The following is a 14,077-nucleotide window of genomic DNA, read 5'->3' as shown; positions in this document are numbered from 1 at the left end:
AAGATCACCTTTTTATTTCACTAATGAATTTGTATCGATCAGCTCGATAAGTACTTCGCACAAGCTCAAACGGAACTCCATCAGATAAATAACTTGTACGTTTAATAATTAACACAGGTGCAGTATGATTAATTTGCAAAAATTTACTATCTTCTTTTGGAACAATAGCTGCCTCCATTTGCTGAATAGCATTTCCAATTTTTTGATGGAATTTCGCTTCAATTAACGCATACAATGACCCCATTATTTTCTTTTCATCTAGTTCTGGATATATTTTCACAGGAATATAAGTTCTTTCTATTGCCATTGGCTTGGAATCTGCACTACGAATTCGTACAACGAAGAAAACCTCTTCGCCCGCCTCTAACATTAAATCTCTAGCAATATCAACTGGTGGTACGATTTTTTCAAAGCGTAAAACTTTACTGCTTGGTTCCATCCCTCTAGACCGCATATCCTCTGTGAAACTTGTTAATCCTTTTAGCGGTTGTTCTAATTTTGGATTAGCGACATATGTACCTCTCCCTTTTTCACGATACAACAATCCGCTATTAACTAAATTTGTGATTGATTGACGAACAGTCATTCTACTAACATCAAACTGCATAGAAAGCTCTCGCTCGGAAGGTATATTTTCACCGATTTTGTATTCTTCTAAATAAATACGTTGTTTAATGATTTCTTCTATTTGTATATAGATAGGTATATGAGAATTTTTATCTAACAAGTATTGCACCATCCTTATCGCCTCTTTACTCTTTCATTTCTCAAATACAACTTTACCCCGACAAATAGTTTTTTGTACATTTAAATTTTCATCTAGTAATACAAAATCTGCATCATAACCTTCTGCAATACGACCTTTAGTTGGAAGCTGTAATTGCTTAGCAGCATTCGTAGAAGACATTGCAACAATTTCCTGCAATGAGCAATTGGTAATTGCTTTCATATTTTTTATTGCTTGCTCCATCGTTAATACACTACCCGCTAATACCCCATTAGATAAATGAGCTCCATCCTTTGAAACATGAACGGTTTGACCACCTAAATCATAATCACCATAATGTAAACCTTTTGCCCGCATCGCATCGGTAATTAAGATAATACCATTCGCTCCTTTAATACGATACGCTAGCTTTACAGCCTGAGGATGACAATGCACGAAATCAGCTATAATTTCAGTCTTCACCTGATCCTCTAAAAGCACTGCACCAACGACACCTGGATTGCGATGATGGAAAGGGCGCATTTGGTTATATAAATGTGTAGCCTGTCTTACGCCCAATGTTACTGCCCTATCCACCTCTTCAATTGATGCATCAGAATGGCCAATGGAAGCAATAACATTTAAATCTTTTAACGATTCAATAAACGTAAAGCCTCCCTCTACCTCAGGTGCAATTGTGACTTGTTTAATACGTTGTTTACTTATGTTCTGCCAGGATGTAAATTGCTCAGTAGACGGTAAAATAATGTATTCTATTGGCTGAGCTCCTGCCCGTTCTTTCGATACATATGGCCCCTCTACATGTATACCTAATAAACTTGCCTCTTCATCATTATTTTCGAATTGAGCAACATTTGATAAAGCGCTTTCAATCGCTTCTATAGATTGCGTCATTGTAGTAGCAAGAAAGCCCGTAACGCCCTCCTGTACTAAAGAACGTGCCATTTGATGTAATGCTAATTGCGTTGCATCCATCACATCATGCCCAGCAGAGCCATGTATGTGCATATCGATATAGCCAGGTAGCAGTAACCAATTTTTCTCTTTACCATCTATATAATGCTCAGCCTGAACAGATAAGTTATGACTTATTTTAATAATCCTACCATTTTCAATGAGTAAGTCGCCCTTAAAAGGTGCTCCATCATGATTGACTATCGTAACATTGGAAATTAAAAGTGTATTCTTCAATAGATCACCCCCTAATCATTTTTTGAGGAGCCTTGCTGAAGTTAACAAGCTATCATTTTATTTGGTATAGTTGTCTATACCAATTATATGACACTTTTACAAAAATAAAAAGTATTTTTTATATTTTCTAAATTTTTCAGATTCTTCACCCTAACTTTGGGGTAATTTCCGTTCAGACTAGTCGCATTCCTTGGGGCGTCGAGGCAACAACAGGTTTTGTCTGCGCGAAAGCGCAGTGATAACTTAGCGGCAGCAGCAAATGTTTCACTTCATTCTTTTTTAAGCCAAGGATCATTGTCATTTCTCCTCTGCAATTTGTACTATTATAAGTCTTGCTTGTGTGGTTGTCTTTTTGAATAGCCATTTACTCGCACTAAAAAAGGAGCCAATTTTACGCTCCTCTTTGTGCTTATTTCCTATGTATGACGAATCCCGATTGTGCCGTTATGCCAAGAAACATTCGTTTTGAACCCGCAATTCGCAGGGGGGTGCCCGCTTTGCAGCTTTAAACGTCCCGCTCCGAGTGGGGCTTGTTTGCGACTACAAAATGAAGACTCCCGATTCTAAAATGTTCGGTCAAAACTGTTAAGTAGAGCTAGCAATTAGACAAACACTTCAGGATTCGTATTACAGTTATAATAACATTAACTGTCTGATAATTCAAACTATTTTCTTTTAAAAAATCTAAATTCTTGTGAAAACGCAAAAAATACCTAGATTCTCAACAAATTTCGCTAGAGAATCCAGGTATTTAGGAGTATTAATTATCTTTTAAATGTTTTAATTGCTAGATTTAGCTCATCCAATTGTTCTAGAGAAACTTCACTTGGTGCATTTGTTAATAAGCAGCTTGCACTTGCAGTTTTCGGGAATGCAATTGTGTCACGTAAGTTAGTGCGGCCAGCAAGTAACATTACGAAGCGGTCAAGACCAAATGCTAGACCTCCATGTGGCGGTACACCATATTCAAATGCTTCTAATAAGTAGCCAAATTGAGCTCTTGCTTCTTCTTCTGTGAAACCAAGTAAATTAAACATTTTTTCTTGTAATTCACGTTCATAAATACGTAGTGAACCTCCACCAAGCTCATAACCGTTTAATACGATATCGTATGCTTGTGCTCGGACAGCAGAAGGATCAGTATCCATTAACGGAATATCTTCGTCAAATGGACGTGTGAATGGATGGTGCGCTGCTTTGTAGCGACCGTCTTCTTCAGAGTACTCTAATAATGGCCAATCTGTAATCCATAGGAATGCAAATTCTGATTCGTCGATTAATCCTAAATCTTGACCTAATTTCGTACGAAGTGCACCTAGAGAAGCTGCTACTACAGATGCTTTATCAGCAACGAATACTAAAATATCGCCCACTTCTGCTTTCATACGTTCGATTAATGCAGCTGCTAAAGCAGCGTCAAAGAATTTTGCAATCGGCCCGTTTAAGCCTTCTTCCGTTACTTTTAACCAAGCCAGACCTTTTGCTCCATAAATGCCAACGAACTTTGTTAGTTCGTCCATGTCTTTACGAGAATATTTGTCTGCTGCACCTTTAATGTTGATACTCTTCACTTGCTTGCCTTGTGCTACTGTATCAGCAAACACTTTGAAATTACAGCCATCAAAGATATCATTTAAAGCAACTAGCTCTAAGCCGAAACGTACGTCAGGTTTATCTGAACCGTAACGATCCATAGCTTCTTGATATTTCATACGTTGGAACGGAGCTGGAATATCAATGCCTTTTACATCTTTCATAACTGCTTGGATTAAGCGTTCGTTCATTTCAATAATCTCTTCTTGCGTTAAAAAGCTTGTTTCAATATCAACTTGTGTAAACTCTGGTTGACGGTCAGCACGTAAGTCTTCATCACGGAAACAACGTGCAATTTGGAAGTATTTTTCGAAACCAGACACCATTAATAATTGCTTAAATAGCTGAGGTGATTGTGGTAATGCATAAAATTCACCTTCATGAACACGTGATGGTACTAAATAGTCACGAGCGCCTTCTGGAGATGATTTTGTTAAAATTGGCGTTTCTACTTCTAAGAAGCCTTCGTTTTGTAAAAAGTTTCGAATTGTACGAGTAACGTCTGAACGCATTTTGAATGTATCAAACATAACAGAACGACGCAGGTCAAGATAACGATATTTTAAACGTAAATCTTCTGATACGTCAGTGCGATCTTCGATTTGGAATGGTGTTGTTTTTGCCGTATTAATAACGACTAATTTTGTTGCTTCTACCTCAATTTTACCGTTTGGTACATTTGGGTTGATTTGATCTTCTGCACGAAGAATAACTGTCCCTTCCACTTCGATTACGTACTCACTACGCACTTTATCGGCTAAAGCATGTGCTTCTGCTACATCAGGGCTAAACACTACCTGTGTGATCCCAGTACGGTCACGTAAATCAATGAAAATTAAACCACCTAGGTCGCGACGACGTTGTACCCAACCTTTTAATACGACTTTTTCGCCTTTTAATGCTTCTGAAAGTTCATTACTAGCATGTGTTCTTGTTGCCATTTATTTAATTCCTCCAAAATTTATTTGGCTCATCACCATTACTTATGGTTGATTTCCGTTTTCACAATTCTCATCCCAAGCTTTCGGTGATGACCTATTTATTTTACATATGTAGCATACAGTTCCTACTAAGTAGTGAATGGATGCCAAGGAAAATTAGCAGTTCATTGTTAGATAAATTATCTGTCCAAAATAACGTAAATACTTTAGACAGATAATCCTAAATTGATATATAAATGATATCTGTTTAGTTTGTATTCGTTTATTGTTTTAATAGGTAGTTCACTAATTCTGAGAACGCTACTTTTTGTTGTTCACCTGATTCCATATGTTTAACAGTAGCTACTTGTTCTTCAAGCTCTGTTTCGCCTAAAACAATCGTATATTTCGCACCTAAACGGTCTGCCGATTTCATTTGAGCTTTCATTTTGCGATCTAAATAATCCATCTCCGCAGAAATGCCCTTAGCACGGAAGGTACTTGTTAATTCTACCGTTTTTAGCTTTGCTTCTTCGCCCATAGCAATCATATAGACATCGAGTCCTGATGCTGTGTCTAATTCAACACCCTCAGCTTCAAGCGCAAGCAACAAACGCTCAATACTTAATGCGAAACCGATACCTGGTACATCCGGTCCACCAATTTCTTGCACAAGGCCATTATAGCGACCTCCACCACAAAGTGTAGTAATTGCTCCAAAGCCAGAAGCCGTTGACATAATTTCAAAAGTCGTATGATTGTAATAATCAAGACCTCTTACAAGATTTGGATCAACCTCATACGAAATTCCCAGTGTATCTAAATACGTTTTAACTTGAGCGAAATATGCCGCTGACTCCTTTGTTAGGAAATCAGTTAATGCAGGTGCAGATTTCATTAATGGGTGCTCGCGGTCCACCTTACAATCTAAAACGCGCAGTGGATTTTTTTGCAAACGATTTTGGCAATCCGAACAAAACTCATGAATATGTGGTTCGAAGTGTTGTAACAGTGCTGTACGGTGTGTATCACGTGTTTCTTTATCGCCAAGTGAATTAATGACTAATTTTAAATCCTGTAAACCTGCTGATTCATAGACATCCATTGCTAGTGCAATAACTTCTGCATCAATAGCTGGATCAGCTGAACCAATAGCTTCTACTCCAAATTGAACAAATTGACGGTAGCGTCCTGCTTGCTGACGTTCATAACGGAACATTGGTCCTAAATATGAAAGTTTTACTGGTTGGTCAGGTGCACCAAACATTTTATGTTCAACATATGCACGAACTACTCCAGCTGTATTCTCCGGACGCAATGTTAACGAACGGCCACCGCGATCTTCAAATGTATACATTTCCTTTTGAACAACATCCGTTGTTTCACCGACACCACGTGCAAATAAATCTGTTTGCTCAAAAATTGGTGTGCGAATTTCATTGTAGCGATAGACACGACAGATATCACGGATAACCGCTTCTACCTTTTGCCATTTTTCTGATTGGCCAGGCAAAATATCTTGTGTCCCTCGTGGCACTTTAAAACTCATAGAAAAACCTCCTTTATAAATTGCTTATGAGCAAGCTGTCTTCTGGACTTCTCTCATTTTTTGTCCACAAAAAAAGCCCTCGCCTCCTTGCGTATTGCAAGGGACGAGAGCTGTACAAGCTTCCGCGGTTCCACCCTAGTTGACGCATCAAATTCATGCGTCCTCCTCCTAATCGGATAACGGCCGATTCCGTTTTTTCCTACTAAGCATTACTTTTCAGAAAAAAGCCTCTCAAGTGTTGTTCACAATATACTTTTTTGTAGGAAAGATTTCAGCCTAGGTCTTTCCCTCTCTTCTCCAATAGAGGTATATGCTACTTGCTTGGTCATAAGCGATTAATCATTTTTTGATTACCCTTTATGTTAGTCACAACAAAAGGCAATGTCAACTGTTTTTGTTTTTTTAACAATACATTCTTGAAAATAACAAATTCCATTACCTTTTTCCCACGAATTCTATTACTAAAGCATGGTAAAATAGGACAAGATAGGAGGAATCTGATGAGGACAAAACTTTTAAATATTAGTATCATCTACATACTAGTGCTAATGATTGCGATTCCAAATATGAATAATGTTCAAAGAGCACTAGCCGACACCAGTGATTTAAAAGTAACTGGAACGATTCTTCATTTACGTGAGGGACCTGGACTGTCTTATCCAATTATTACGACATTAGATGAGGGTGATCAGCTAACTTCTATTAGTCGTGAGGGCGATTGGATCCAAGTAAAAGCAGGCGATAATGAAGGTTGGGTAGCATCTTGGCTAACAGCCTCAATTAACGATAAACAAACGATTGATAAAACGTTGATTTCACAAGTCGATCGTCTAAATATTCGTACTGAGCCTGACATATCTTCGGCAGTTCTTGGACAATTATCAATAGGCAATCAAGCAAAACTTATTGAAAAAAATGGCGAATGGGCAAAAATAGATTGGAACGGACTAGTAGGATGGGTTTCTACTGACTATGTTACAATCAATGACCTACCTGAAAAAAAGGTAAAGGCCGAGGCTGATGAACCTAAAGTTGAAGTATCTACAAAAAAAATTAACAAAGATACTACATTTACAGTTTTAGTGGATGCACTTAATGTGCGCCAAACGCCCGACTTAAATGCTAAAAAAATAGGAACAATTTCAAATGGACAAGCCTTTAAAGTGCTGGCTCAAGAACATAACTGGGTACAAATTCAATATAACGATAATAAAGCAGGTTGGGTTTATAGCTTTTATGGTACTTTTTCAAATATAGAAAAAACGACATCAAAATCTGCTTCTTCTTCCTCAGAGCTTGAATCTGTCACAATCATTTATAACGGGACAAACCTACGGACAGATGCAACAACAGTTGCTGATGTTGTTGCACGTGTTGATGCTGGTGAAACCTACCCTATTGTAGGCGCAAAAAATGATTTTTATGAAATTCAAGTAGATGACAAAACTGCATTTGTGGCGAACTGGGTCGTTACTACTACTTCGTCGAGCAAAGCCACTACTGCTATAAAAAAAGATAACTCTAAACCACGCAAGAAAGGCACTTTAAATGGGCTAACTATTGTCGTAGATGCTGGACATGGTGGAAATGATCACGGCACTACCGGACAACGTGGAACAGAGGAGAAGGAAATTACATTGAAAACAGCATCTCTTCTTGCTTCAAAGTTGAGTGCTGCTGGAGCAAATGTTGTCATGACAAGAGAATCAGATGAATATGTTGCACTCCGTAAACGCGTATCAATTGCGCACCAGTATGAAGCAGATGCTTTTATTAGTATTCATTATGATGCAACAGAGGATAGCTCCGTTAATGGCTTTACCTCATATTATATGAACAGTAATCAACAAGGTCTTGCAGACGCAATAAATAATGGACTTTCAAATAAAATCGATCTTAAGAATCGTGGTACTCAACAAGGAAATTATTTAGTGCTACGAGAAAATCGCCAACAAGCTGCCCTCATTGAGCTAGGCTACTTAAGTAATGGTAGTGAGGAACGTGTGATTACAACCGCTAAATTCCGAGAACAAGCCACGCTCGGCATCTACCAAGGCATTTTAAATTACTTTAATGAAAATCAATAAAGAAGTCGGGACTTTCTTCATCCCCACTTCTTAATAGTCTTTTCAATCGAGATAAATAAATAAGCTGCAAAGGAAGCATTATACTTCCCTTGCAGCTTTTTTATTATTATCAATCAATTATAAGACTGTTTTAAATGACTCTTTTGTTATAGTAGTCATAAGTAGATAGAAAGTTACGATGTTTGCTGTCTGTGTTGCAAACAGTACATGTTCATACAAACAGGTCTTAGATTTCAGTAATCGCTGTTTTACACACGCTAAAACGTAAAAGATCTCCAATTATACGAGAGTATAGGTCCTTTATGCGTTTATTTTTTCATGGTTGCTAAAGTAACCCATACAATTTCCTTCATACTAAAGAAAAATGGCGTACGGCTAACCTCTAAAACAATATCATCAGCTAATACAGAGATTAATTTTCCTTGCTGAATATTTTTCTTAGTTTGCACTACAATTGCCTGACCAATCATCATGTTAAGAGTTTCGTATAAATATGGATTTGATATGCTTCCTACCTGCGTCATATTAATACACTTCCTTCCTACAAAACTAACCATACTATTTAATGTATGAAGGAATCATAGGAAATGTACCATTTATTTAGACTCAAGAAGGATTGTAATAGGGCCATCATTTATAAGTGCAACATCCATCATCGCGCCAAATATTCCTGTTTCCACATGTAAACCGTGTTCACGCAAGGAATTATTAAATGCCTCCCATAACGGTTCCGCAACCTCAGGTCTTGCTGCACTTGTAAAACTTGGACGATTCCCTTTTTTGGCATCCCCATACAATGTAAATTGTGAGACAGATAGAATAGCCCCTCCATTTTCTAAAATGGAATGATTCATTTTTCCGTCAGCATCTTCCCAAAGGCGGAGATTCGCTACTTTTTTCGCTAAATATTCTACATCCTCTTGTGTGTCCCCATGTGTAATACCAACCAGAAGAACATAACCGCTATCAATAGCTCCCGTTACTTTTCCGTCAACAGTAACAGAGGCTGCTTTACTACGTTGTAAAACTACTTTCATTCTTTAAAACCTCAATTCTCACTTTGAATGCACCAGAAGATCCACTTTCAATACAAATAAAGTTGCTACTGTCCAACCATTCCAATTAGTTAATAACACGTTGCACTGAATATATATCAGGTGTTTGCTTAATACGTTCCACCACTTTATGCAAATGCGAAATATTTGAAATCGAAATCGTTAAATGAATCGTTGCCATTTTATCACGATCTGCACGACCACTCACTGCTAAAATATTCGTTTTTGTTTCGCTAACAATTTGCATGATTTCATTTAAAATTCCTGGTCTATCGAAGGCTGAAACTTCAATATCAACAGGGTATTCTTTTTTCTCTGGAGTAAGTCCGTGTTCCCATTCAACTTCTATTAAACGCTCCTGCTCATCATCAACTTGAATATTTGGACAGTCTGCACGGTGCACTGAAACACCTCTTCCTTTCGTAATGAAGCCTACAATTTCATCTCCAGGAACTGGCGTACAACAACGTGAAAGTCGAATAAGCATATTGTCGATATCTTTTACGATAACACCCGATTCTGTACGTTTTTGTGGAATAGGGTTTTTCATTTTTTGTTCAATTTTCTCAAGAGCTTCTTCCTGTTCACGCTCTTTGCGACGTTTTTCCGCTAAACGATTAACAACTTGTTGAGCTGTAATTCCATTCATGCCTACAGCTGCATATAAATCTTCTTCATTTGTATAATTGAATTTTTCACATACACGCTTCAAATTTTCCGCTGACATTGTTTCTTTTATCTCAAAACCTTGTGCACGGATTTCCTTTTCTATCATCTCTTTACCTTTGATGATATTTTCTTCACGAAGATGACGTTTGAAAAATTGCTTTATTTTATTTTTCGCCTGTGAGGATTGGGCTATTTTCAACCAATCACGACTCGGACCAAATGATTGCTTAGAAGTTAAAATTTCAATAATATCTCCCGTTTTCAACGGTGTATCAAGTGGTACCATTTTACCATTGATTTTCGCGCCAATTGTACGATTCCCAACTTCTGAATGCACACGGTATGCGAAGTCGATAGGTACAGAGCCTGCTGGTAATTCAATGACATCTCCTTCTGGAGTAAATACATAAACCATATCAGAAAACAAATCAAATTTTAACGATTCCATAAATTCTTCAGCATTAGAAGATTCGTTTTGGAACTCTAAAATTTCTCGGAACCACGTTAATTTTTGGTCGACATTTTGTTTTTCATTATCAACTTTTTTACCTTCCTTATACGCCCAATGCGCAGCAATCCCGTACTCGGCAATTTTATGCATTTCCTTCGTACGAATTTGAACTTCTAATGGGTCACCATAAGGACCAATTACTGTTGTATGCAGTGATTGATATAGGTTTTGTTTTGGCATCGCAATATAATCTTTAAAGCGTCCAGGCATTGGCTTCCATAATGTATGCACAATCCCAAGTACGGCATAGCAATCTTTAATACTATCGACAAGTACACGAATGGCTAATAAATCATAAATCTCATTGAACTGTTTCTTTTGTAACACCATCTTACGATAAATACTGTAAATATGTTTTGGGCGACCATAAACATCCGCTTCAATTTCAACATCTGTAAGCTGTGACTTCATCTCAGCCATTACATTGTCTAAATATGCCTCACGCTCATCACGTTTTTTCTTCATAAGACTGACAATGCGATAATATTGCTGTGGATTTAAATAACGAAGTGCTGTATCCTCAAGCTCCCATTTAACAGTCGAAATCCCAAGACGATGCGCAAGTGGTGCAAAAATTTCAAGCGTTTCTTTAGAAATACGGCGTTGTTTTTCTGCTGGTAAATGCTTTAACGTGCGCATATTATGTAGGCGGTCTGCCAGTTTAATTAAAATGACACGAATATCCTGCGCCATAGCTACAAACATTTTTCGATGGTTTTCTGCTTGTTGCGCTTCTTTAGATAAATATTTAATTTTCCCTAGCTTTGTTACACCGTCTACAAGTATCGCAACCTCTTCGCCGAATTCACGAACCAAATCGTCACGCGTAAAATCTGTATCCTCGACAACATCATGTAAAAAACCAGCCGCAACTGTTTCAGGATCCATTTGTAATTCGGCTAAAATACCAGCTACTTGCACAGGGTGAATAATATACGGTTCACCCGAGCTTCGGAATTGCTCAATATGGGCATCCCTTGCTAATTCATATGCTTTTTTCACGAATGCGACATTTTCATCATTCATGTAGGATTTGACTAACTCAAAAACGTCCTCGGGAGTCAAAATTTGCTCTTTCGCCATAACATGTCCACCTTGCTCGTCAAATTTTTCAGATTAGATATAAACTTAATTGTATAAAATATTATGGGCTATTGTAAAGTAACTGTGTCATTTTGTTTAGTTATTCTCGTGAACAATGTGAAAAATGGAAAAAATATTCATGGTAATGAATAAAAAGACCCTTTGCGAATGAAATATTCGCAAAGGGTCTCTATCTATATTTATAGTTGTTTAGCTTAATTTATTATACGCTACAGCAATTTTTGACCCAACTACTGCATTATTTTTCACTAATGCAATATTGGCATCAAGGCTTTTACCTTCTGTTAATTCTTTAACTTTTCCAAGTAAGAATGGTGTCACGTTTTTACCTTGAATACCGTTTTCTTCTGCTTCTACTAAAGCTTTTTCAATGATTTCAGTAATGAATGAATTCTCAAGCGCTTCAGACTCTGGGATTGGGTTAGCGATGACAGCTCCACCTTTTAAGCCCAATTGCCATTTTGCACGTAGCATTTCTGCCACTTCCTCTGGAGTATCAATCTTGAAGTTAACATCAAAACCGCTTTGACGTGTATAGAATGCTGGTAGCTCATCTGTACCATATCCAACAACTGGTACACCTTTTGTTTCAAGATATTCTAAAGTTAAACCAATATCTAAAATTGACTTAGCACCCGCACAAATTACAGCAACATTTGTTTGAGCTAATTCTTCTAAATCTGCTGAAATATCCATTGTTGTTTCAGCACCACGGTGTACGCCACCGATACCGCCAGTTACAAAAATTTCAATATCAGCTAGCTCCGCACAAATCATTGTTGCAGCTACAGTTGTCGCTCCTAATTTTTTTGTTGCTAAAAGATAGCCTAAGTCACGACGAGACGCTTTTGCTACACCTTGTGCATTACCGAACATTTCAAGTTCTTCATCTGATAAACCAATTTTAATTTTACCATCGATTAATGCAATAGTTGCTGGTACTGCACCATTATCACGAATAATTTGTTCTACTTCACGTGCTGTTTGTACATTTTGTGGATATGGCATTCCGTGAGAAATGATTGTTGATTCTAATGCTACGATTGGTAAGCCTTTCGCTTGTCCTGCTTTTACTTCTTCTGATAATACGATGAATTCTTTCATGTTTATTCCTCCATTTCACTGTTTAACAAATCAACTGATAGCTCAGGTCTTACTGTATATGGGGATGCAAGTGTATTTTTGGCATTCGTTAAGCCTGCATCAATACATGTTGCAAAGGATTGCCCAGTAAGCCAGCTATGTATTACAGCACTGACAAAGGCGTCTCCTGCACCTGTTACATCTTCAATTTTTTCTATAGCTTTAGCTGCGTAATGACTTGGCTTCGTTGTTGTGGAAGCTGCATACACACCCTTGCTACCCGCAGTAATAATTACCTGTTCAGCACCTAATTTAAGAAGTTGCTGTAAAGCCTTTTCATAATGCGCAGAGTTTTCGATTTTGTGACCAACAATCGTCTCTGCTTCATCTGTGTTACAAATAAACCATGTTACACCTTGCAACGTATCGGGTAATCGATTCATTTTTGGTGAAGATACCGGTACGATGACAAAAGGAATGTCACGGGCAATTGCAACCTGCTGTATGTAAGCCACTGTTTCCTTTGGACAGTTTAAGTCCATAATAAAGCAGCCCGCATTCATCAGCATTGCCTCATGTTTTTTTAGCAAACTTGGCAATAAAAGATCATATACTTCCATATTTGCTACCGCTAATGCTAGCTCGCCCTGCTCATCCATAACCGCAGTATAGGAACCAGTCGAAGCGTCAGGTAGCTGCTCTACATAACGTAAATTCATAAATGGCTCAGAAGCTTCTTGGATAACATGCCAATCAGCATCTTTGCCGGCAGTAGTCAGCAATGTTACTTGATGATTTAATCTGCCTAAGTTTTCAGCAATGTTTCGTCCAACACCACCTACACTAAATGAAGAGCTTGCAGGATTGGATGTACCGAACTGGACATTCCCCTTCACATGAAATTTTCGGTCAAGATTAGCTCCACCGATACAAATAATTTCATTTTCCTCAGGCAAAATATACGCACGACCTACAATTTTCCCCTGTTTCGTTAAGCTCGACACTAAATTAGCAAGGACTGGTCGAGACAGATTCATTTTATCGGCCATCTCTTGTTGAGACATAAACGGATTCTGGCGAATTAATGCAAGGACCGCCTGTTCTCTTTCATTCATAGCATCACCTTTTATTATATTTGTTTACATTATAAACTTTTGTTTGATTGATGTCAAAAAATTTTTAAAGAAAAAGTTGAAGCCGATATAATATTGGCTTCAACTACATGTTGTTATAACTATTGCTTCAATGAAATTTGATGCTTTACTAAATAAAGTATGGCTTTTCAGCATAACGTGGGGTTGATTTCCATTCCGGCTGGGCGCTTTGTTGTTGCTGTCGCTAATCCCCAAGGAGTCGCCCAGCCTTCACTCCAATCAACCATTTCACTTATATGCATTTTCTGGCATGTCACTCTAATTTATCTTCATAAAATGAAACTCCAGCAACAAATGTTTTTTGTGCGAAAGCGAAGCGACAACGGAAACAAATCGGAGGAACGGCTCGATACTGCAAAATGCCGATCGCTAATAAAATTTCGAGAACCGACGAAAGCTAGAATTGCGCCCAAAGGAAAATCGAGTAGCCTATT

10 protein-coding genes, 1 other RNA gene and 1 other annotated feature are annotated in these 14,077 nt (G+C 37.9%); of the genes, 1 reads left to right on the top strand and 10 read right to left on the bottom strand.

Annotation, left to right across the window (positions count from 1 at the left end; genetic code table 11):
- Positions 1-4: 4 nt before the first annotated feature.
- From ACZ11_RS16945 to hisS, 5 genes are all read right to left on the bottom strand, one after another.
- Positions 5-727 (bottom strand): GntR family transcriptional regulator, encoded by a 723-nt coding sequence (locus ACZ11_RS16945; RefSeq protein ID WP_049667785.1) that lies wholly within the window; start codon positions 725-727, stop codon positions 5-7.
- Between the two features lie 33 nt (positions 728-760).
- Complete coding sequence (gene nagA / locus ACZ11_RS16940; RefSeq protein WP_049667702.1) at positions 761-1,918, bottom strand: N-acetylglucosamine-6-phosphate deacetylase; 1,158 nt, start codon at positions 1,916-1,918, stop codon at positions 761-763.
- A gap of 425 nt (positions 1,919-2,343) precedes the next feature.
- Positions 2,344-2,543: non-coding RNA, 6S RNA (ssrS, locus tag ACZ11_RS25330), on the bottom strand.
- Between the two features lie 139 nt (positions 2,544-2,682).
- Positions 2,683-4,452 carry an aspartate--tRNA ligase gene (gene aspS / locus ACZ11_RS16935; protein ID WP_049667701.1) on the bottom strand — a complete coding sequence of 590 codons (1,770 nt, stop codon included), beginning with the start codon at positions 4,450-4,452 and terminating at the stop codon, positions 2,683-2,685.
- A gap of 262 nt (positions 4,453-4,714) precedes the next feature.
- Entirely contained in the window at positions 4,715-5,980 is a 1,266-nt protein-coding gene (gene hisS, locus ACZ11_RS16930) for a histidine--tRNA ligase (protein WP_049667700.1), read from the bottom strand.
- Between the two features lie 96 nt (positions 5,981-6,076).
- Positions 6,077-6,318: a binding site (T-box leader), on the bottom strand.
- Positions 6,319-6,480: 162 nt separating this feature from the next.
- Here hisS and ACZ11_RS16925 point away from each other — a divergent pair.
- Positions 6,481-8,067: an SH3 domain-containing protein gene (locus ACZ11_RS16925; RefSeq protein ID WP_049667699.1), complete on the top strand. Its 1,587-nt coding sequence runs from the start codon at positions 6,481-6,483 to the stop codon at positions 8,065-8,067.
- Between the two features lie 308 nt (positions 8,068-8,375).
- Here ACZ11_RS16925 and ACZ11_RS16920 read toward each other — a convergent pair whose 3' ends face one another.
- From ACZ11_RS16920 to ACZ11_RS16900, 5 genes are all read right to left on the bottom strand, one after another.
- Positions 8,376-8,591, bottom strand: coding sequence for a DUF2642 domain-containing protein (locus tag ACZ11_RS16920; RefSeq protein ID WP_049667698.1), 216 nt, complete (start codon positions 8,589-8,591; stop codon positions 8,376-8,378).
- A 72-nt stretch (positions 8,592-8,663) separates the two neighbouring features.
- A complete protein-coding gene (gene dtd / locus ACZ11_RS16915) occupies positions 8,664-9,104 on the bottom strand; it encodes a D-aminoacyl-tRNA deacylase (RefSeq protein WP_049667697.1) in 441 nt (146 codons plus the stop codon).
- Positions 9,105-9,189: 85 nt separating this feature from the next.
- Positions 9,190-11,385 (bottom strand): RelA/SpoT family protein, encoded by a 2,196-nt coding sequence (locus ACZ11_RS16910; protein ID WP_049667696.1) that lies wholly within the window; start codon positions 11,383-11,385, stop codon positions 9,190-9,192.
- 210 nt (positions 11,386-11,595) lie between these two features.
- The gene (locus ACZ11_RS16905; RefSeq protein WP_049667695.1) at positions 11,596-12,510 is read right to left on the bottom strand and encodes a pseudouridine-5'-phosphate glycosidase; all 915 of its coding nucleotides are present in this window, start codon (positions 12,508-12,510) and stop codon (positions 11,596-11,598) included.
- 2 nt (positions 12,511-12,512) lie between these two features.
- Complete coding sequence (locus tag ACZ11_RS16900; RefSeq protein ID WP_049667694.1) at positions 12,513-13,604, bottom strand: carbohydrate kinase; 1,092 nt, start codon at positions 13,602-13,604, stop codon at positions 12,513-12,515.
- Positions 13,605-14,077 lie beyond the last annotated feature (473 nt).

It is taken from the genome of Lysinibacillus xylanilyticus (assembly GCF_001183605.1).
Classification (GTDB): Bacteria; Bacillota; Bacilli; order Bacillales_A; family Planococcaceae; genus Lysinibacillus; species Lysinibacillus xylanilyticus.
The sequence above is the reverse complement of the archived record's forward strand: the minus strand, read 5'-3'. Positions and strand labels throughout refer to the sequence as shown.